The sequence below is a fragment of the Variovorax sp. 679 genome (assembly GCF_003952185.1).
Lineage (GTDB): Bacteria > Pseudomonadota > Gammaproteobacteria > Burkholderiales > Burkholderiaceae_C > Variovorax.
In genome coordinates, this window is the sequence record NZ_RXFS01000015.1 from 72,049 (window position 1) to 91,282 (window position 19,234).

The 19,234-nt window shown below is 70.1% G+C and carries 17 protein-coding genes; 12 read left to right on the plus strand and 5 right to left on the minus strand.

The features are described from left to right. Positions 1-10 precede the first annotated feature (10 nt). Complete coding sequence (locus EJO71_RS30350) at positions 11-988, plus strand: tripartite tricarboxylate transporter substrate binding protein (protein WP_125952339.1); 978 nt, start codon at positions 11-13, stop codon at positions 986-988. 103 nt (positions 989-1,091) lie between these two features. Beyond that, positions 1,092-2,237: a CoA transferase gene (locus EJO71_RS30355; RefSeq protein WP_125952338.1), complete on the plus strand. Its 1,146-nt coding sequence runs from the start codon at positions 1,092-1,094 to the stop codon at positions 2,235-2,237. On the opposite strand, the gene EJO71_RS30360 is transcribed toward EJO71_RS30355, so the two are convergent. Next, positions 2,220-3,563 (minus strand): UDP-glucose/GDP-mannose dehydrogenase family protein, encoded by a 1,344-nt coding sequence (locus EJO71_RS30360; protein WP_125952337.1) that lies wholly within the window; start codon positions 3,561-3,563, stop codon positions 2,220-2,222. The genes EJO71_RS30355 and EJO71_RS30360 overlap by 18 nt on opposite strands. A 96-nt stretch (positions 3,564-3,659) precedes the next feature. On the opposite strand from EJO71_RS30360, the gene EJO71_RS30365 reads away from it, so the two are divergent. The 4 genes from EJO71_RS30365 to EJO71_RS30380 are packed head-to-tail and all read left to right on the plus strand — an operon-like array spanning position 3,660 to position 7,627. Next, positions 3,660-4,688 carry a glycosyltransferase family 2 protein gene (locus EJO71_RS30365; protein ID WP_125952336.1) on the plus strand — a complete coding sequence of 343 codons (1,029 nt, stop codon included), beginning with the start codon at positions 3,660-3,662 and terminating at the stop codon, positions 4,686-4,688. A 46-nt stretch (positions 4,689-4,734) separates the two neighbouring features. Next, positions 4,735-5,742 (plus strand): hypothetical protein, encoded by a 1,008-nt coding sequence (locus EJO71_RS30370; RefSeq protein ID WP_125952335.1) that lies wholly within the window; start codon positions 4,735-4,737, stop codon positions 5,740-5,742. Beyond that, on the plus strand, positions 5,732-6,502 hold the full coding sequence (locus EJO71_RS30375; RefSeq protein ID WP_125952334.1) for a hypothetical protein: 771 nt from the start codon (positions 5,732-5,734) through the stop codon (positions 6,500-6,502). The genes EJO71_RS30370 and EJO71_RS30375 overlap by 11 nt, the downstream gene beginning before the upstream one ends. Before the next feature lie 3 nt (positions 6,503-6,505). Continuing rightward, complete coding sequence (locus tag EJO71_RS30380) at positions 6,506-7,627, plus strand: hypothetical protein (protein ID WP_125952333.1); 1,122 nt, start codon at positions 6,506-6,508, stop codon at positions 7,625-7,627. Positions 7,628-7,645: 18 nt separating this feature from the next. Here EJO71_RS30380 and EJO71_RS30385 read toward each other — a convergent pair whose 3' ends face one another. From EJO71_RS30385 to htpG, 4 genes are all read right to left on the minus strand, one after another. Further along, the gene (locus EJO71_RS30385; protein WP_240651566.1) at positions 7,646-9,334 is read right to left on the minus strand and encodes a hypothetical protein; all 1,689 of its coding nucleotides are present in this window, start codon (positions 9,332-9,334) and stop codon (positions 7,646-7,648) included. A 169-nt stretch (positions 9,335-9,503) separates the two neighbouring features. Beyond that, positions 9,504-10,454: a tripartite tricarboxylate transporter substrate-binding protein gene (locus tag EJO71_RS30390; RefSeq protein WP_125952331.1), complete on the minus strand. Its 951-nt coding sequence runs from the start codon at positions 10,452-10,454 to the stop codon at positions 9,504-9,506. A gap of 127 nt (positions 10,455-10,581) precedes the next feature. Further along, complete coding sequence (locus tag EJO71_RS30395; protein ID WP_125952330.1) at positions 10,582-11,283, minus strand: hypothetical protein; 702 nt, start codon at positions 11,281-11,283, stop codon at positions 10,582-10,584. After that, positions 11,280-13,316 (minus strand): molecular chaperone HtpG, encoded by a 2,037-nt coding sequence (gene htpG / locus EJO71_RS30400; protein ID WP_125952329.1) that lies wholly within the window; start codon positions 13,314-13,316, stop codon positions 11,280-11,282. The genes EJO71_RS30395 and htpG overlap by 4 nt, the downstream gene beginning before the upstream one ends. A 282-nt stretch (positions 13,317-13,598) precedes the next feature. Here htpG and EJO71_RS30405 point away from each other — a divergent pair, with 282 nt between their 5' ends. Genes EJO71_RS30405 through EJO71_RS30430 form a run of 6 tightly spaced genes read left to right on the plus strand, consistent with a single transcriptional unit; the run spans position 13,599 to position 19,136 of the window. After that, positions 13,599-15,890 carry an SdrD B-like domain-containing protein gene (locus EJO71_RS30405; RefSeq protein WP_125952328.1) on the plus strand — a complete coding sequence of 764 codons (2,292 nt, stop codon included), beginning with the start codon at positions 13,599-13,601 and terminating at the stop codon, positions 15,888-15,890. Between the two features lie 52 nt (positions 15,891-15,942). After that, entirely contained in the window at positions 15,943-16,548 is a 606-nt protein-coding gene (locus EJO71_RS30410) for a hypothetical protein (RefSeq protein ID WP_125952327.1), read from the plus strand. Beyond that, positions 16,548-17,201, plus strand: a complete 654-nt coding sequence (locus tag EJO71_RS30415; RefSeq protein ID WP_125952326.1) for a hypothetical protein — start codon at positions 16,548-16,550, stop codon at positions 17,199-17,201. Before EJO71_RS30410 ends, EJO71_RS30415 begins: the two co-directional genes overlap by 1 nt. Beyond that, positions 17,198-17,686, plus strand: coding sequence for a hypothetical protein (locus EJO71_RS30420; RefSeq protein ID WP_240651565.1), 489 nt, complete (start codon positions 17,198-17,200; stop codon positions 17,684-17,686). The genes EJO71_RS30415 and EJO71_RS30420 overlap by 4 nt, the downstream gene beginning before the upstream one ends. After that, positions 17,683-18,495, plus strand: coding sequence for a hypothetical protein (locus tag EJO71_RS30425; RefSeq protein ID WP_125952325.1), 813 nt, complete (start codon positions 17,683-17,685; stop codon positions 18,493-18,495). Before EJO71_RS30420 ends, EJO71_RS30425 begins: the two co-directional genes overlap by 4 nt. Beyond that, positions 18,492-19,136 carry a hypothetical protein gene (locus EJO71_RS30430; protein WP_240651564.1) on the plus strand — a complete coding sequence of 215 codons (645 nt, stop codon included), beginning with the start codon at positions 18,492-18,494 and terminating at the stop codon, positions 19,134-19,136. Before EJO71_RS30425 ends, EJO71_RS30430 begins: the two co-directional genes overlap by 4 nt. Positions 19,137-19,234: the final 98 nt, after the last annotated feature.

The following is a 19,234-nucleotide window of genomic DNA, read 5'->3' on the forward strand; positions in this document are numbered from 1 at the left end:
GGAGACATCCTTGAAACGCTTCACCTTCCTGCTGGCCGCCTGTGCCACGCTGATGACGGCCGTGCCCACCGCGCAAGCGGCCGACGCCTTCCCCTCCAAGCCCCTGATGCTGGTCGTGCCCTTCCCGCCCGGCGGCCCGACCGACGCGATGGCGCGCACGCTCGCCGCCGAGATGAAGGACCGTCTCGGCCAGCCCATGATCGTGGAGAACCGCGCGGGCGCCGGCGGCAACATCGGCGCCGAATACGTGGCGCGCGCCGAGGCCGACGGTCACACGCTGCTCTTCGGCACCTCGGGCCCGCTGGCCATCAATTCGAGCCTGTACCGCAAGATCAACTACGACCCGGTGAAGAGCTTCGCGCCGGTGATCCAGGTCGGCTACCTGCCCAACATCCTGGTGGTGAATCCCGCGCTGCCCGTGAAGAACGTGCAGGAGCTCGTGGCCTACGCCAAGGCCAACCCCGGCAAGCTCAGCTATGCCTCGTCGGGCAACGGCGCCTCGTCGCACCTCGCGGGCGTGCTCTTCAACTCGGTGGCCGGCACCGACCTGCAGCACATTCCCTACAAGGGCACGGGCCCCGCGCTCAACGACCTGCTGGGCAACCAGGTCAGCATGACCTTCACCGACATCCTCACCGCGCTGCCCTACGTCAAGGCCGGCAAGCTGCGCGCGCTGGGCGTGGCCACGGTCGCGCGCTCGCAGGCGCTGCCCGATGTGCCGACGATCTCCGAGCAGGGCTACAAGGGCTACGACGTGAGCGTGTTCTTCGGCATCGTCGCGCCGGCCGGCACGCCCGCCGATCGAGTGAACAAGCTCAACCATGCGTTCACGGAAGTGCTGAATTCGCCCAAGGTGAAGCAGATGTTCGCGGCGCAGGGCCTCGAAGTACCGGCGGATACGTCGCCGCAGAAGCTGGGGCAGTTCATTGCCGGCGAGTCGGTGAAGTGGAAGGACGTGGTGAAGAAGTCCGGCGCGCAACTCGATTGATGCAGTCGTTCGGGATGCGATCACGCCGACGGGGAACATTCGCGGAGGGGAGTACCCGGCGGCCTGTGCACGCACCCCGAAAAGCAAAACATAGGAACAAGCAATGACACAAGCCCAAGGCGCCCTCGCAGGCATCCGGGTCCTGGACATCTCCCGCATCCTCGGCGGCCCCTACTGCGGCCAGATCCTCGGCGACCACGGTGCCGACGTGCTCAAGGTAGAGCCGCCGCAGGGCGACGACACCCGCACCTGGGGCCCGCCCTTCAGGGAGGGCGTCGCCTCGTACTACCACGGGCTCAATCGCAACAAGCGCGTGCAGCACCTAGACTTCTCGACGGAGGAAGGCCGCGAGGCGCTGCTCGCATTGGTGGCCGAGGCCGACGTGCTGATCGAGAACTTCAAGACCGGCACCATGGAGCGCTGGGGCATCGGATACGAAGAGCTATCGAAGCGCTTCCCGCGCCTGGTGTGGTGCCGCGTGTCGGGCTTCGGCGCCGACGGCCCGCTGGGCGCGCTGCCGGGCTACGACGCCGCTGTGCAGGCCATGACCGGCATCATGAGCATCAACGGTGAGGCCGACGGCGGTCCGCTGCGCGTGGGCCTGCCGGTGGTCGACATGGTGACCGGGCTCAACGCGGTGATCGGCGTGCTGCTCGCGCTGCAGGAGCGCAACCGCAGCGGACGCGGGCAGTTCGTGGAAGCGGCGCTGTACGACAGCGGCCTGTCGCTGCTGCATCCGCACGCCGCCAACTGGTTCATGGACGGCACCGAGCCGCGCCGCACCGGCAATGCACATCCGAACATCTATCCGTACGACGCGCTCGCCACCGGCACCGACCCGGTGTTCGTGGCGGTGGGCAACGACCGGCAGTTCGCCAGCCTGTGCCGCTGCATCGGCTTGCCCGAGTTGGCGGACGATCCGCTCTACCGCACGGCCGGCGCGCGCTCGGTGCACCGCGCACAGCTCAAGCAGCAGCTCGAAGCGGCGATGGCCGCTTTCGACGGCCGCGCGCTGGTCGAGCAACTGATGGCAGCCGGCGTGCCCGCCGCGCCGGTGCTGCCGGTCGATGCCGCGCTGCAGCATCCGCACACGCTGCACCGCGAGATGGTGGTTGAAATGCCCGGAGGCTATCGCGGGATCGGCGCGCCCGTGAAGCTGAGCCGCACGCCCGCGAGCTACCGGCATGCACCGCTCACGCCGGGCGATGCCTTCCTGCCGCAGGACGAGGGTTCAGCGCAGCAGCAGTGACGACCGGCCGCGGCCGATGCCGTAGTACGCGATGCCAGCCGACTCGACCTGCGCGGCGTCGTAGACATTGCGGCCATCGAAGATGACGGGCCTGTGCAGCTCCGCTGCAATACGCGCGAAATCGGGCTGTCGGAACTCCGTCCACTCGGTGACGAGCACCAGCGCATCAGCGTCCCGCAGCGCTTCTTCCGCCGTGGCACACCAGCGCACACCCCCGCGCTCGCCGACGAGATCGCGCGCATTCGGCATCGCCGCCGGGTCGTAGACCTGCACACGCGCACCCGCCGCCCACAACCTCTCCAGCAGCACCAGGCTCGGCGCATCGCGCATGTCGTCGGTGTCGGGCTTGAAGGCCAGGCCCCACACCGCGATGGTCTTGCCCGCGATGCGGCCGGCGAAGTGGTGCGTCATCAGGTCGAACAGCCGGCCCTTCTGCTCGTGGTTCGTGGCCTCGACGGCTGAGAGGATTCGCAGCGAATGGCCGTCGCGCTGCGCCGCATGCGTCAGCGTCCGCACGTCCTTCGCAAGGCAGGAGCCGCCGTAGCCTGCGCCGGCCTGCAGGAAGTCGGGCCCGATGCGCCGGTCCGCACCGATGGCGCGTCGCACCATCTCGATGTCGGCGCCCGCATGCTCGGCCACGCGCGCCATCTCGTTCATGAAGCTGATGCGGGTCGCGAGCATGGCGTTGGCCGCGTACTTGGCGAGTTCGGCCGAGCGGCGGTCCATCAACAGCAACTGCTTCGGGTCCTGGATGAAGGGTTCGTACAGCCGGGTCAGCAACTCGATGGCCCACGGGTCCTCGCTGCCGATCACCACGCGGTCGGGCCGCCGGCAGTCGCGCACGGCCGAGCCTTCGCGCAGGAACTCGGGGTTCACCGCCACCGCGATGCGGTGCCGCGCGCCACGTTGCGAAAGCTCGCCACCCACCACGGCCTCGACCTGCGCCGCGGTACCCACGGGCGCGGTCGACTTGCACACCACCAGCGCCTCGCGGTCGCGATGCCGCCCGATGCCGGAGGCCACTGCGATCATGTGGCGCAGGTCGACCCGCCCGTTGGCGTCAGCCGGCGTGTTCACCACGATGAAGAGCACGTCGCCATGCTGGCAGGCGGCGCGCTCGTCGGCGGTGAACTGCAGCGTTCCGGAGGCGAGTCCGGCGGCGACCAGCGCCTCCAGGTCCGGCTCGTGCAGCGGCATCAGGCCGCGCTGCAGTCCCTCGACGCGCGCCAGGTCCGCGTCCGCGCACAACACCTCGTGGCCCGCCTCGGCCAGGCAGGCGGCGAAGCTCAGGCCCACGTAGCCCGCGCCGAAGATGGTGACCTTCATGGACGACCCCATGGCGCCCGGCACTGGTGGCGGGAGCGGTTGTGCGATAAAAGCAGGATGCAAGCCTTCAAAACAATGTCCGGACAGGAAAATTCGATGATGCCCGATCAAGTTGCCGCGCGTTGCGCGCTGGTCCTGGAGACCAACAACCTGCGCGGCGGAGCCGATGCCGAGGCCAGGGCGGGTGCCAGCCTGCAGCGCCTCGTCGCCCTGCTGGCGAAACAGAAGCTGCCGCTCGCCGCGCTCGCGCAGGTTGTCATCACGCACGACGGACTGAGTACCGCCACCTGCGAGGCCGTGAGCGCGCTCGCCGGCCGCCCGGTCGACTTCGTGCGCATCGACGCCACCACCGGCTACTACGACGCCAAGAACGTCGGCTTCGCTGCCACCGATGCACGGCGCTGCACGCACGTGGTGTTCGCCGACGCCGACTGCCTGCCCGACGACGACTGGCTGCTGCAGATGCTGTTGCCCTTCACCAAGGGAGCCGACGCGCCCGCCGTGGTGGCCGGCCGCACCAGCTACGCGGCCAACGTGGTGGGCACCGCGCTCACCACCATCGACTTCATGTACTTCCCCAACGCGGACCACGCGGGCGCCACGAGCAACTTCTACGCGAACAACGTGGCCTTCCGCCGCGAGGTGTTCGAGCAGCACAGCTACCAGGCGCTCGACGGCGTCTACCGCGCGCACTGCCAGGTGCTGGGCATGCGGCTGAAGGCGGCGGGCGTGCCCATCCACTACGCCGCCACGGCTCACACCGAACACCGCCTGCCCGACACCCGTGCCGAGGCGCTGAAGCTGCGATGGATGCGCGGGCAGGACACCTACTCGCTCACGCCGCACCTGCTGCGCAGCTATGTGTCGTCGCGCTGGCAATGGCTCGCGAAGAGCGGTCCGATCGGACCGCTGGCGGTGCTGTTCACGCGGCTGGGCTTCAGCATGAAGGCGCTCAACCATCAAGACCTGCCGCCGCTGCGCGGGCTGCGCTGGCTCGCCGGCGTGGCGCTGATCCTCGGCTTCTCCGCCGTCGACATGCTGGGCGCGTTCGCGCGCGGCATCGGCTGGCACACCACGGGCCGCACCAACGCGGATGCGCAGGCGCTGTCGTATCACCGGCCCTGAGCACCCCTTTCGCCTCCTGCTTCAGAAAAACAAGAAGACAAGAACCATGACCTTCCGCTCTTCGTTCATCGCCCGCCGACTGGCGCTCGGCCTCGCGCTCGCAGGCGCCTTCACGCTGGCCAATGCCGCCGACTTCACCGGCCGCGGCGTCTTCAACTTCAAGTCCGACACCGGCTGCCCCTTCGGCACGCTCGCGGGCAAGGGCAACGACTGCAACCGCCTCGCGCTCGACGACCCCGACACCCGCGTCGCGCTCGACAGCGCCGCGCACACCATCCGCTTCGTCAACACGCGCAGCTACGGCGAGAAGACCATCGTCGGCGACGTGTTGCTGCAGGGCTCCGGCCAGGCGCGCAGCGGCCAGCGCGTGCCGCTGACCTTCCATGCGCTGCTGAGCCGCTCGGGCAACGAATGGTCTGTGAGCAGCCACGCGCATTCGCCCGTCGGCGGCGAGTTCAGCGACATCCGCATCGACCCGTACCGGATCGCGGTGGTGAACGAGTCGACCACCGACCAGGTGCTGCTCTCGGCCGACCAGATCGTCGAAGCCCTTGCCAAGCCCTCGCTGACCGCGCGGCTGGCCAACGTGTTCGTGCAGGTGGACGACAACCGCGCCGAGGGCGCGAAGGATGCCGACATCACCATCGGCCTCGGCCTGAGCAGGGCCTCGAAGTCGGTGGCGCGCGCGCGTTTCCATGCGCCCGGCGCCAAGGGCCGCGACCTGGCCGAGGCCATGCAGCAGGGCAACTGGACGCTGGAGCTGCAGGCGCTCAGCGGCCAGATCCCGCGCCAGGTGGTGCAGCGCGACCTGTTCCTGTACGGGCTCGAATCGCAGTCGCTGCTGCAGCCGCTTCTGCAGCGCGACTTCCGCAAGAACGAGAAGCTGGTGCTCGGCGCCACCAACGGCAAGGGCTACGTTCGCTACGACGGCCAGCAGCGCGAGTTCGCGGGCGCCGACGCGGCCGCACGCGCCTTCCTGCAGGACAGCTTCATCGGGCTGGTGCTGGGCTGGCAACAGCAGCAGCCCGCGAAGGCCAAGGCCGATGGCCGCTGACCCCCTGGCCGGCACCAAGGCCGGCTTCGACTGCCTCGCGCCGCCCGTCCTGCGCGGCTGGCCGGCGCTGCAGGCCCGCCTCGTGCATCACGTCAAGCGCGCCGCACTGCGCCAGCTGCACGCGAGCAACGCGGGCGAGATGCTGCTGCTGCGCTTCTATCTCGTGGGCGAGGAATCGTCCGAGCAGGCGCTGCAGCGCGAGCTGCGCATCGCCCCGCCCGAGTGGCTGGAACGCCAGCTCGACCAGCACCTGGCCGACGAGCAGTTGCACGCGCGCCTGTTCGCGCAAGCCATCGTCGAGCGCGGCGGCAACGCGCAGGCCGCCGCGTCGCCCGAGGAGGCGCCGCAGCCCGACTGGTTCAGCCGCCGCAAGCTGGCGCGCTGGCAGGCGCTCATCCGTCGCCATGCGCCGCACTTCGCGCACGGCGGGCTGGTGCCGGCCTATGCCATCGGCCTCTCGGCCGAACAGATGGCCTCGCGCATCCTGCAGCGCCACTGCGCGCTGATCGGACCGCGGCACGAGCTCCATCCGCTGCTGTCGCGCGTGCTGGCCGACGAGGACCGCCACATCCGCCTGTGCATCCATACGCTGCAGCGCTGCGTGGCGCCGCACGAAGAAGCGCGGCTCGCGCAGCTGATGCGCGAGGTGCGCGACACCGAGCGCGGCTTCGGCGTCACCGGCGCGCTCGGCATGTGGCTGGCCGGCGCGGCACTGCGGCTGCGACCCGGTGCGGCGCGGCCGGTACGGCATCACGCCTGAGCGATGCCGCCGCGCATCCTCTACCTCGCGACCGCGGACGCGCGCGGCCACCTGATGCGCGCGCAGCTGCTGACGCATGCATTGCGCGAAGCCGGCGCGCAGGTCCGCGTGCTCACCACCTCGGACGAGGGCGCGCGCTTCCTCGCCGGCTTCGGCATCGACGCGCCTGTGCTCTCGCGCCACTACGCGGTGCAGTTCGACACGAAGCAGAACATGCTGCGCCACGAGACCGACCGCAACGTGGCGCTGTACATGTTCCGCCCCGAACGCATGCTGCGCGACGTGTGGCGGCTGCGCGCCCACTTCCGCGACGCCGACCTGGTGGTGAACGACTCGTTCCACCCCGCGCTGCTGCTGATGGGCTGGCTGCCGTTCTGGCGGCGCAAGGTGGTGCACGTGTATGGCGCCAGCCTGCGGCATGCGCTGGAGACGAATTTCAGCGGGCGCATGCCGGGCCCCGTCGCCCGGCTGTTCGGCGGCATCGTGGCCTGGCAGATCGACCGCAGCCTCGCGCGCATCGAGCACGACTTCGCCTACGGCGAGCCACAGCACGACGGCCATGGCCGCCATCGCCTCGCCACGCCGGTGGCGGTGGTGGACGCGGCGGGCCACGGCGACGCGGCGCAGCAGGTTGCGGCCGTGTACCTCAATCCGCATTTCCAGGAACCGGCGCTGGCCGACGGGCTGGAGCAGGGCCTGGCCGACGCGGGCGTGCCGGCGCACCTGGTCGGCGAGGGCTACGCGCATCGGGCGCACTGGCACGCGCGCGACGAGCACTGGATCGAGACAGCCGCGCGCAGCGCGTTCATCGTGTCCGCGCCCGGTATGGCGGCGCTGTCGATCGCGGCGGTCTACCGCAAGCCGATCCTGCTGCTGCTCACGGACCAGCCCGAGCAGGCGATCAACGCGGGCCGCGCAGCGCAGCTCGGGCTGGCGCATCGCGTGGTGGTGTGGCGCGGCGACGCGCAGAAGTTCGCAAGGGCCGTGGCCACCGCGGCCGCCGAGTTGCTCGACTTGCCGGACGGCGAGGCGAATGCGGCCGAGGGGCGGCAGGCAGCCATCGAACGGCTGCGGCACTGGACCGGATTGCTGTCGAGGCTGGCGGAGACCGCGCGCAGTTCGTGAAGCTGTCGCGCGGCTCTCTCAGTGACTGCCCGCCGAGCCGCGCGCCGAATCGACCACCGCACGAAACACCCGCGCTACGGCGCGCAGCGGAGACATCTCCGACCACTTCGCCGTTGCCGTCGCCTTCGGCGGCGCCGAGATCAGGCCCCGGCCCACGCGCAGCGACACCTGCAGCTTCCTGAGCGTGAAGTCCGGGCGCGCCGCCTTCCTGCGGATGCCGCCGCGCCCGGCGTCGGCCACGACGAACTGGATCACCAGGCACTTGCGCCCGGCCGTCGGCTCCACCTCGAACACGAAGCTGCGCCGCCGAGCGCCAGTGACGCGCTGACCGGGCAGCACCACGCCGTCGAGCATCGCGTGGACGCTCGTGGCCTTGGCGTTGCTGCGGTAGTCGATGCGCACCTCGACGCGGTGCGGCTGCATCTGCGACAGCGGCAGCGATCGCGAGGACAGCGCCGGCAGCGGCACCACGAGGCAGGCCAGCTCGCCCTCGCTGCGCGCGCCTTCGCCGTCGAAGCCCGCCCAGCCGTGGCTGAGCCAGCTCATCGCGGGGCTGCCGGGATGGAACAGGTAGGGGCGCTCCAGCTGCAGCTCGGCCACTTCGGCGAGGCCACGGGCCTGATCGTCGAGGCCCCAGCGCGTGAGGAAGGCGCGGTCGATCGCCGCCACCGGCCAGGCCGGAAAGCTCCGCGCCGCGCCGTCGTTCGGGCCGCCGCTCGCACCCAGTCCGCAGGCCTCGGCCATGAAGTCCATCGAGCCCAGCCCGGCGCCCACCGGTATCCAGCCCGAGCAGGCCTTGGGCAACTGCTCCGCCGCGTTGCGGTCGGCGCGGATCAGCGCATGGGCGGGCTTGCGGAAGTAGCGCGCCTCGGTGAGCACGCTCGACGACAGGCTGGCAGCGAAGTGCACGTTGGCCGCCGACAGCAGCGCATAGCTGTTCTCGCGCGTCCACGCCACGTTGGGAATGGCCCGCGCGATGGGCGCCAGGTCGTGCAGCGCGCTCTCGTAGGGATGCGGCTTGACGACCAGCAGGTCCACGCCCTGCGCCAGCTCGCGCAGCGGCGCGATCACGCTGGCCGGGTGCATGGTGCGGCCGCCGCTGATCAGCGACAGGTCCACCAGGCTCTGGCCGAAGAACAGGCCCACGCGCAGCCTCGGGTCGAACAGCGAGGCCGCGCCGTGTCGCGCGAAGCGGCCCTTGAGCGCGCTCGCGTGGTTCCAGAACAGTTCTTCGTCGACGCGGCGCGCCAGCAGCGCGGCCTCGATGGCGTGGTCGTTGGTGCGCGCGCAGAAGTTCAGGTGCTCGGTGAAGCGGCGCGGATCGATCTCGATGTCGAGGTAGCTGGCTCCCGAGCGGTCGATGCAGTGCTGCAGCGCGGGCGTGAGGCCCCAGCCGATCACCAGGCAACCGGGGCCGAAGGCCGACAAGCCGTCGCTACCGGCCAGCGGCGACAGGTCGGCGATGCAGGCGCGCGCCCAGCCGGCCGGGGTGCAGGGCAGCTCCAGCCGGTCCATGAGGCGCGCGACGTCGACGCGCCCGCCTTCGGACATCGGCGCGATCTCGCTCGCCGGCAGGCCGAGCCGGCCCAGCGCGGAATCGAAGAAGCCGCGCAGGAACCGACGGTTGGCGACGTGGTACTGGAGCCCGTTGGAAGGGGAGCGGAAGAAGTCGTCCGCGAAGACGACGTGATGGAACCGGCGAGTCATCATGGGGCCTTGGAAGGCGACCCGTCTCCTGCATTGCCGCAGGCCACCTCGCCAATCTTCCTTGTTGGTATATGTGATGCGCCAATCTAGGCAGCCACTCTTAGCCCGGAGTGAGAAGAACGCCGCGCCTTCGCAAAGTTGCCGTAAAGGCCGCGGCGGCCGTCGGCCCTCAGTCCAACGAAAGATTCAGTTCGCGGATCAGCGGATGCCAGCGCGCCGACTCTCCCCGCAGCAGCGCGGCGAACTGCGAAGGCGCGTCGCCCGCGGGGTCCACGCCGTACTCGGCGAGCCGGCGCAGCACGACGGGGTTGTGGATGGCGCTGGCCACCAGCTGCTGCAGCCGCGAGACGATCTCGCCCGGCGTGTTGACGGGCACCACCAGCCCCATGAGCGCGGCGGCCTCCACGCGCGGAAAGCCGAGCTCGGCGAAGGTGGGCACGCGGGGCAGTTGCGCCAGCCGCGCCGGATGCGCCACCGCAAGCGCGCGCAGCCTGCCGCTCTGGATGAAGCGGCGCGAGGCGGCCATGTCGCACATCATCACCGGCAGCTGGCCGCCGGCCACGTCGGCCACCGCGGCCGCGGCGCTGCGGTAGGGCACGTGCACCATCTCCAGCCGGGCCTCGCGCTCGAGCAGTTCCATCGCCAGGTGCTGCGGGCTGCCCGTGCCGGCAGAGGCGAAGCTGACCTTGCCGGGAAAGGCGCGTGCATCGTCGATGAAGGCCCGCGCGTCCTTCACGCCGCTCGCCGGCCCCACCAGCAGCACCATCGGCAGCCGGCCCAGCAGGGTGACGGGTGCGAAGTCGCGCGAGGGGTTGTAGCTGAGGTTGCGATACAGCGCGGGGTTGAACACCAGCGTGCCGTTGTCGGCCGACAGCACCGTGTAGCCGTCGGCCGGCGCACGCGCGGCCTCGATGGCACCGAGCGCGGTGTTGCCGCCGGCGCGGTTCTCGAGGATCACGGACTGGCCCGTGTCGATGGAGAACTGGGCGGCGATGGTGCGCGCGACGATGTCGGCGCCGGCGCCAGCCGGGTACGGCACGATCCAGCGGATGGTCCTGGCGGGGTACGCGTACTGCGCCTTTGCCGCGCGGGGGGCTCCCGCGGCCGCGAGGGCGGCCATGGACATGAGTTGCAGCAGAAGCGGTCGGCGGGTCACTGGCATCACGGGCGACTGTCTCCGGGGGAGATACCGGCCGCCATGTTAGGCCGCGACGCGAGTCCGCGTGAAAGGTGCGCCTATCGGGGCCTCAGGGCGCGACGGGGTTGCCGGGCGTGCCGGCCTCGTGGGGCGGGGCTGCGGCGGCAGTCGTTGCTGCCACGGTCGGCGCGCGGTAGGTGACGTTCACCGCGGGCGCCACGGGCTCAGGCGGCGGACGGGTGATCTTGACCAGGGGTGCTCTCCTGACGGTCGCCGCCGGCGAGGCACTGGCGGGTGCCGTGGCCACCGGAGCGGCCGGAGGAACCGGACCCACGGGCGTGAACGGGGCCGCGGGCGTCGAGTAGTACTGCACCGGAGCAGGCGCGGCGGCCGTTCCGGGAGAAGCGGGTGCGGGCGAAGCCACAGGCGCGGCGGAGGCCACGGCGCCACCTGCCGGGGGCACTCCGGCGGCCGCAGCCGGAGCCACGGGGGCCGCAGGCGCGGCCTTGCCCGGGTCGTAGAGCACAGTGCTCTTGCTCACGCCCGTGGCCACCGGCCCCACGCCGACACCCACGCCGGCCGAGCCCGACACCTGCCCGCCGTTGTTCACGGCCACGCCCGCGCCGAGCGGGCCGAAGCCGGTATTCAGGCCCACCGAGAAATTGCCGTCCTTGGTGGCACCCAGCCCGAGCGAGAGCCCGGGAACCAGCGGAATGCCGACGTGATAGTGGGAGCAGCCGCCCGCCAGAAGCAACAGCAGCACCGCCGGAACGACGGCTGCTGCACGAGTGACGCGCGGCCGGGTGTTCACACCAGCAGCGCGTTGACGCGCCTCACGTAGGCCGCCGGGTCCGCCGGCAGGCCGCCTTCGGCCAGCAGCGCCTGGTCGAACAGGATGTTCGCCAGGTCGTCGAAGTGCGCCGAGCCCTCGAGCTTCTTCACCAGCGGATGCTCGGCGTTGACTTCGAGCACTGGCTTCAGCTCCGGCGCGGGCTGGCCGGCCTGCTTGAGCATGCGCGCGAGCTGCGTGCTCATGCCGCCGTCCTGCACCACGAGGCAGGCGGGCGAATCGACGAGGCGCGTGGTCACGCGCACGTCTTCCGCCTTGTCCTTGAGCGCTTCCTTGAGCTTCTCGAGCAGCGGCTTGAACGACTCGGCGGCTTCCTCGGCGGCCTTCTTCTCGGCCTCGTCCTGCAGCTTGCCCAGGTCGACCGCACCCTTGGCCACGCTCTGCAGCGGCGTGCCGTCGAACTCGTTGAGGTAGTTCAGCGCCCACTCGTCGACGCGGTCGGTCATGAGCAGCACCTCGATGCCCTTCTTCTTGAAGACTTCGAGCTGCGGGCTGTTCTTGGCTGCGGCGAGCGTGTCGGCCGTGATGTAGTAGATCGCGTCCTGGCCTTCCTTCATGCGGGCCTTGTAGTCCGCGAAGCTCACGCCCACCGTGTCGGTGGTGGTGGAGGCGTAGCGCAGCAGCTTGGCGATGCGCTCGCGGTTGCCGAAGTCCTCGCCCAAGCCCTCCTTCAGCACCGCGCCGAACTCGGCGTAGAACTTGGCGTACTTGCCCGATTCGTCGGCGGCGGCAGCGGCGGTTTCCGCAGCGGTGGGCGCGTTCTTGTCGACCACGTCCGTCACGCCCTCGGTCGGCTCGGGGGCCGGCACCGATTCGCCGGAGCCCACGTCGATCTTGCCCTCGCCGCTCTCGGGCGCGGTCTTCTGCTTCTTCGCCAGGTCTTCCAGCATGCCGAGCACGCGCTTGGTGCTGCCTTCGCGGATCGCCTTCACGTCGCGGCTTTCCTGCAGCAGCTCGCGGCTCACGTTCAGCGGCAGGTCGGCCGAGTCGATCACGCCCTTCACGAAGCGCAGGTAGCTGGGCATCAGCGCCTCCGCGTCGTCCATGATGAAGACGCGCTTGACGTACAGCTTCACGCCCGCGGCCTTCTCGCGGTTCCACAGGTCGAACGGGGCCTTGGCCGGGATGTACAGCAGCTGCGTGTACTCGGTGCTGCCTTCCACGCGGTTGTGGCTCCAGGCGAGCGGGGCCTCGTAGTCGTGGCTGATGCTCTTGTAGAACTCCTCGTACTGCTCGGCGGTGATGTCCTTCTTGGGGCGGCTCCACAGGGCGTTGGCCTTGTTGACGGTTTCCCATTCGCCGGTCTTCACCATGTCGCCGGGCTGGTCGTTCTCGCCGTCCTTCCACTCTTCCTTTTCCATCAGGATGGGCAGGGAGATGTGGTCGGAGTACTTGCCGACGATCTGCTTGATCTTCCAGGCGTTGAGGTATTCGTCCGCGTCGTCGCGCAGGTGCAGCGTGATGCTCGTGCCGCGCTCGGCGCGGGCGATGTCGGCCACCTCGAAGTCGCCGGCGCCGCCGCTCACCCAGCGCACGCCCTGGTCGGCCGGCAGGCCCGCGCGGCGCGACTCGACCGTGATCTTGTCGGCCACGATGAAGCCCGAGTAGAAGCCCACGCCGAACTGGCCGATGAGCTGCGCGTCGGCCTTCTGGTCGCCGCTGAGCTTGCTCATGAAGTCCTTGGTGCCGCTCTTGGCGATGGTGCCGAGGTTGTCGATGGCTTCCTGGCGCGACAGGCCGATGCCCTTGTCGGTGATGGTGATGGTGCGCGCGGCCTTGTCGAAGCTCAGGCGCACGTCGAGGTCGGTCTGGCCTTCGTACAGCTCGGGGTGGTCGAGCGCCTCGAAGCGCAGCTTGTCGCATGCGTCCGATGCGTTCGAGATCAGCTCGCGCAGGAAGATTTCCTTGTTCGAGTAGAGCGCGTGCGTGACGAGGTGCAGCAGCTGAGCGACTTCAGCCTGGAACGGGAGTTTGGTTTTGGAGGAATCAGCCATGGGAAAAGAAATGTCGAAGCCGAAAAATTCTAAGTCGGGCTTGGTGCCGGAAGGCGACGCCACGCCAACGTCTTCAATTGGGTGGCCTTTTGTAGTCATCAAGGGCGAATGAAACCGCACGTTCCATTTTGTTCATTCCTGAAGGCCAAATGCCGGCGTCCTCCTCTGGGGAAACCCGCGGAACCGCGAAATATTGACATTAGTTAACAGTTCTGAAATATCCTGCCCCGGATGCGGAACAGGGCCACGAAGCCCCGGGGAACAGCACAGGGATGTCTCCAGATGATCCGAATGACGCCGTGGACCGCTTCCGGTCCTGCCGGAGCCCTGCGGCGTCCGATGACCGTGCTCGCGTGGCTCGAATGCACGGCCGCGCTGGCCTGGCTCTCCTGCGCGCAGGCACAGGCGGCCGAGCCCCGGAAACCCCAGGCGGCGGCCACCGCCGCCCCTGTCGTGGCTGACGCACGCATCGAATCCCTCGATCGCGCGCAGGCGGAGCAGGCGCGGCTGAAGGCTCTTGCCGATTCCGCGCCCAAGGCCTACGAAGACCGCTTCATGACCTCCGACGCCGACACCGCGGCGGCCGATGCGCAGCCCGAAGTCGAGCAGCCGCAGGGCTACCGCGCCTGGCTGGTGGAGAGCCGCATCGGCTTCGGCGACGCCACGACCACCGGCTACGGCCGCCAGCGCGCGACGGAGTTCGGCCAGCGCTTCGAATACCGCCGCGAAACCCTCAACTACGGCGAGTTCGTGCTGCAGGCCGACGGCCGGCACCTGGGCGGCGACAACAGCGCGAGCGGCATCGGCATCGGCTCGCTGGGCTACGCGCGCGAGGCCACCAGCGGCCGCTTCACGCTGCGCAACCTCGGCTTTCCGCTGACCACGCAGACTTTTGCCGACACCGCCGTGGGCGACATCTACAGCGAGCTCACCGATGGCCTCGCGCGCAACTACAGGCTCTCGCTGGGCTCGACCACGGTGCGCGGCGCCTCCACGCGCGTCTTCAGCACCGACTTCGACCTGCGCGCCGGCTTCGGCCAGCGCGGCAACCTCACCGGCGGGCCGTACCCCGGCTTCGAGAAGAGCCAGGGCACGCTGGGCTGGCTCGGGGCCACGCTGCGGCTGGGCGAGCCCTGGTTCGCGTCGTTCCAGCTCGACCGGGCGCGCGACGTTCCCGCCTACTACTACGACCCGCTGACGGCACAGGGCTACGGCCGCAAGGACGTCACCAGCTGGGCCACGTCGGTGGGCTACGGCCGCGAGGTGGTGCGCGACGGCGACTTCAAGGCGCGCGCCACGCTGGTGGGCAGCCGCGTGAGTTCATCCACACCCGGCGTGGCGGCCGGCGATTCGCGGGGCCTGTTCGTCGAGGCGAGCGCGCGCACCGGCCTCTACCGCCACGAGTTCGGCGCGTACGCCGCGCGGCCCAACCTGTACTTCGGCGACTACGCACTGGCCACCGGCACGCGCGGCGCGTACTGGCGCGTGGACCGCAACACCAGCCGCATGAGCTGGGGCGCCGGACTGGACTACGAGCGCGCCGATGCCGACGCCGCCTTCCGCCTCTCGGGTTACCGGCGCGTCGGCGCAAGCGGCAACTTCCAGTACCTGTTCGACCGCTACAACTCCGTCGGCGGCAGCCTGAGCGCGTACCGCACGCGCTACGACGGGCTGCCCGACGGGAGCGCCGCGGGCAACACCGGCAGCGGCGACGGCCGCAGCCTCTACGGCAACGCCTTCTACCAGACCCGCTTCTTCGACTGGCCGCGCAGCCGCTTCACGCTGACGATGCGCCGCAACGAGCTGATCGTGCTCGGCGACTCCGCCGCCACCGGCCAGGAAGTGCAATGGGAGCAGGACTGGATCGGCGGGCGCTACGAGACCATGCGCCCCGAACTCACCACCACCCTCGGCTACGCGCGCGACCGCAGCGGCGGCACCGCCCGCAACTACCCGACGGCGGGCCTGCAGTTCCGCTACTGGATCGACGGCGGCTTCCACCTCGGCGGCAACCTGCGCTACACCTCGCAAAGCGGCGGGCTCTACACCAGCCGGGGCCTGTCGGGCTCGCTCACCGCCGAGAAGGAACTGGGCGCGGGCTGGCGCGTGGGCTTCATCGCCAACTTCAACCAGGCGCGCGCATCGCTGCTGCCGACCTCGTACTCGTCTCCCAACCTCTATCGCAGCAACGAGAAGACCGCGTACGTCTACCTGCGCTGGGAGGGCAGCGCCGGCACCGCCTATCGTGCGGCGGGCATGCGCGGCGAAGGTGCGGGCGGCGGCAGCGTGTCGGGCCGGGTGTTCTACGACGCCAATCGCGACGGCGAGCAGCAATCGGGCGAAGGCGGCGTGGCCGGCGTCGAGGTGCTGCTCGACGGCCGCTACCGCACCATCACCGACCGCGACGGCCGCTTCGAATTTCCGCTGGTGACCACCGGCCGCCATCAATTGACGCTCACGCTCGAAAGCGTGCCGCTGCCCTGGGGCAGGGCCGGCGAGAGCGGCGTGAGCGTGAACGTTCCTCTGCGTGGCCGCGCCACCGCGGAGATCCCCGTCGTGAAGGTGGGCGAATGAGCGTCTTCCTTTTCCCCTTTTCTTTCCACCACGTCCAACCCGAGGAGACTCCATGACCAGAACATCCATCGCCCGCGGCATGCTGGCCCTTTCCCTCGCAGGCCTCGCGCTTGCCGCGGGCAATGCCATGGCGGAGAGCCAGTACGGCTCAGGTACGGGCACGATCACCGCGCAGGCCAAGGTGAACCTGAGCGTGACGGTGCCCAAGCTGATCCTGCTGCGCGTGGGCTCGACCAACACCACGGTCGACACGGTGACGTGGACCTCCTCCCTCAGCATTCCGGGCGTGCCCACCACGCCGGTCGTGGGCAACAACACCAACGTGGACTGGAGCGGCGCGGCGCCCACCGTCACGGCCACGTCGGCCGCGAACGTGCTCAACGTGTATGCCTGGACCAACGCCGGCGCTGGCACCATCAACTGCGCCATGGGCGCATGGGCGCCCCTCACGGGCGGCCCGACGAACGCGGACTTCACCGTCGCCACCACTGGCACGCTGCCGCATCCGGGGGCCAACCTCGGCGCCTGCGCCTCGACCTCGTTCAACTCGAACGTCGCCGCCAGCGGCACCTGGACCTATACGCTGGGAGGCTCGGCAGCCAGCTGGGTCGCAAACACCTACACGAACACCATCACGTACACGGCCCAGGGCATCTGATGGTGCGTACCGGACGGCACACCCGCGCGACCGCCGCGGCGGCGCTGGCGGCGGCTGCCGTGGCGGGCCTCGCGCCGCCCGCGCATGCCGTCATCACCACCGTGACCGACACCGGCAGCAGCTACATGCTGACCCTGCGCGTGGGCACCGTCGGAGCGACCGTCGACACGGTGGCCTTCAGCGTCACCGGCGCCAATGCCGGGCTGACGCCCACGGCCGTGACCGGCACGCCGACCATCGACGTCTGGGTGATGCCGGTGCGCCCCATCGCCAATACCACCGTGGCGCGGCCAGTGACGCTGCGCGTGGACTCCTCCGCCGGCCTGAGCTGCCAGTCGGGCGGCTGCGGCAGCACCATCATTCCCTTCAGCAAGATCAGCTGGGTGGCCACGGGCAACAGCAACGCGGCCTCGGGCGACATCCAGAACGGCCGCTTCGACACCACCGCCAACCAGTCGATCGCGAGCTACGACGCGAACGCCACCTTCTGCGTCGGTCCGCTCGGCCTGCCCTGCGTGCTGGGCATCGGCACCTGGACCTACCTGTCACGCAACCTGACGGCCACGCGGCTGCAGTTCAGCTACGACAACGACGTCATCTACCCGGGCGGCAACTACAAGGGCACCGTGCGCTTCACGGCGTCGATGGAATGAAGCTCCCGCGCCTTCGCCGATGGACCGCCGCCGCCACGCTGATGCTGCTGTGCGTCCCTGCATGGGCGATGGTCGCCCGGCTCGACGACTCGGCCTCCCCGCGCGCGCACGTGCGCAGCGACTTCAGCAATGCGCAGGCGATGGACGGCAACATGGTCGTGCTCCCCCTCGGGCGCATCGAGTACCGGCTGGCCATGACGCCCCACATGGGCCGGCGCGCACGCATCTTCTACGTGATTCCGGCCAACGTCGCGGGCCTGCGCTCACCGGCGGGCATGCAGGTGCAGTGGCGCGGCAACGGCGTCTTCGCAAGCGGCAGCGGCCGCCCCGGCGACCGGGTGCAGGTGTGGAACGGCATCGTCCAGGCGCCATGGATGAACGAGACCTTCGATCTCACGCTGCGCATCGACCCGCGCGAGCTGCGCATGCCCGCGGGCTCGGCGCTGAGCTTCGAGTCGTTCTTCGAAATCGAGACCCTGCCATGAACGCTTTCCGCTCTTTCTCCTTCTTCGCCCTGCTGCTGGCGGCGACCGGCGGCGCGATGGCGGCCTCGCCCTTCGAGCTGGCCGTCACGCCGTCGCGCTTCGAACTCGCTGCCAAGCCCGGCACGCGCCTCGGGCAGTCGCTCGACATCCACAACCTGGCGTCGAGCGCCACCGAAGTGTCGATGCGCACCATCGACTGGAGCTACTCGGCCGAGGGCAACATCGGCTATCACGACGAGCTGCTGCCCGGCAGCTGCAGGCCGTGGGTGGTGCTGGAGCGGCGCAGCGTGTCGGTGCCGGCGCGCGGCAAGCGCTCGTTCCGCTTCCAGGTCGATCCGCCGGCCGACGCGCCGCGCGGCGAGTGCCGCTTCATGATCGCCATCGAGGGCGCGGAGCCGGCGCAGCAGACCGTCATCCGCAGCGGCGGCGCCAGCCTGAGCCTGCCGGTCACGGGGCGCATCGCCGTGGCGGTGTACGTCATGCTCGACGGCGCCGAGCCCAGGCTCGAGATCCGGCAGATCGCCAGCGGGGAGGCCGACGGCACGCGCCGCGCGGTAGTAACAGTGGCCAACACCGGCGACGCGCACGGCCGGCTCGAAGGCAGCCTGGACGCCACCGACAGCAAGGGCCGCACGTTCGAACTGGTGCCCGAGGGCACGCCGATCCTGCCGGGCCAGACGCGCACGCTGGCGCTCGTGCCCAAGGCCGAGAACGGCCAGCCGGCGCCGCAGCCCGTCTATCCGGTCAAGGCCAGCGGCCGGCTGGACTGGGACAAGGGCAGCTTCAAGGTGGACGTGGAACTCAAGTGACGCGCCGCGCGGACGCCCTGGCTTTCGCCGGCGCGCTCGCCGGCATGCTGGGCATGGCGTCCGCGCAGGCCGCGTCCAGCACCGCCGGCCCCAGCGCTTCGGTGCCGCTGAGCACCGGCGTCAACCTCGACTTCACGATCGCCATCGACAAGTTCATCTTCTTCCGCATCGGCGACAGCCCCTGGCCCGCGACGGGCGGCACAACGAGCACGGTGAGCTTCGTGCTGACGCCGTCGATCCCGGGCGGGCCCACCACGCCGGTCGCCGGCAACAACACGTCCGTGAACTGGAGCGGCGCGGCGCCGAGCTTCAGCGTCACGCCCAGCAACAACGCCCTGCCCGTCGAGGTGCGCAGCAACGGGGGGCAGATCACCCTGCGGGCGACGGCGACGTCCCCGCTGGCGAGCGGCGCGAACACCATTCCGCTGTCGGAAATCACCATTGCCAGCAGCGACACCAACCTGCCCGCGCCGCAGATCCCGAACACGGGCACCGGCACGGCGGTCAACGTCGCGGGCACCAGCTTCGCCAACCTGGTCACCCAGCGCAGCGCGACCTGGACCTTCTCCTACGCCAACCTGGCCAGCCGCACCGCCGGCACCTACACCGGCCAGGTCACCTTCACGGCCAGTTCGCCCTGAGCCGGAGCCCGCGTACGCGGGCAAGTCAGGTGGCGCTGGGATCGCTCGCCAAAGCTGCGCGGTGGACCTTCCGGCGTCCACCCCGTTCTTCCCATCAC

Bases quoted from the DNA above. Each gene is read 5' to 3' on its own strand.
- EJO71_RS30390 (WP_125952331.1), bottom strand. From the start codon at position 10,454: ATGGCCGCCCTCGCGGCCGCGGGAGCCCCCCGCGCGGCAAAGGCGCAG.
- EJO71_RS30420 (WP_240651565.1), top strand. From the start codon at position 17,198: ATGAAGCTCCCGCGCCTTCGCCGATGGACCGCCGCCGCCACGCTGATG.
- EJO71_RS30375 (WP_125952334.1), top strand. From the start codon at position 5,732: ATGGCCGCTGACCCCCTGGCCGGCACCAAGGCCGGCTTCGACTGCCTC.
- htpG (WP_125952329.1), bottom strand. From the start codon at position 13,316: ATGGCTGATTCCTCCAAAACCAAACTCCCGTTCCAGGCTGAAGTCGCT.
- EJO71_RS30425 (WP_125952325.1), top strand. From the start codon at position 17,683: ATGAACGCTTTCCGCTCTTTCTCCTTCTTCGCCCTGCTGCTGGCGGCG.
- EJO71_RS30385 (WP_240651566.1), bottom strand. From the start codon at position 9,334: ATGACTCGCCGGTTCCATCACGTCGTCTTCGCGGACGACTTCTTCCGC.
- EJO71_RS30415 (WP_125952326.1), top strand. From the start codon at position 16,548: ATGGTGCGTACCGGACGGCACACCCGCGCGACCGCCGCGGCGGCGCTG.
- EJO71_RS30380 (WP_125952333.1), top strand. From the start codon at position 6,506: ATGCCGCCGCGCATCCTCTACCTCGCGACCGCGGACGCGCGCGGCCAC.
- EJO71_RS30410 (WP_125952327.1), top strand. From the start codon at position 15,943: ATGACCAGAACATCCATCGCCCGCGGCATGCTGGCCCTTTCCCTCGCA.
- EJO71_RS30360 (WP_125952337.1), bottom strand. From the start codon at position 3,563: ATGAAGGTCACCATCTTCGGCGCGGGCTACGTGGGCCTGAGCTTCGCC.
- EJO71_RS30355 (WP_125952338.1), top strand. From the start codon at position 1,092: ATGACACAAGCCCAAGGCGCCCTCGCAGGCATCCGGGTCCTGGACATC.
- EJO71_RS30365 (WP_125952336.1), top strand. From the start codon at position 3,660: ATGATGCCCGATCAAGTTGCCGCGCGTTGCGCGCTGGTCCTGGAGACC.
- EJO71_RS30405 (WP_125952328.1), top strand. From the start codon at position 13,599: ATGATCCGAATGACGCCGTGGACCGCTTCCGGTCCTGCCGGAGCCCTG.
- EJO71_RS30370 (WP_125952335.1), top strand. From the start codon at position 4,735: ATGACCTTCCGCTCTTCGTTCATCGCCCGCCGACTGGCGCTCGGCCTC.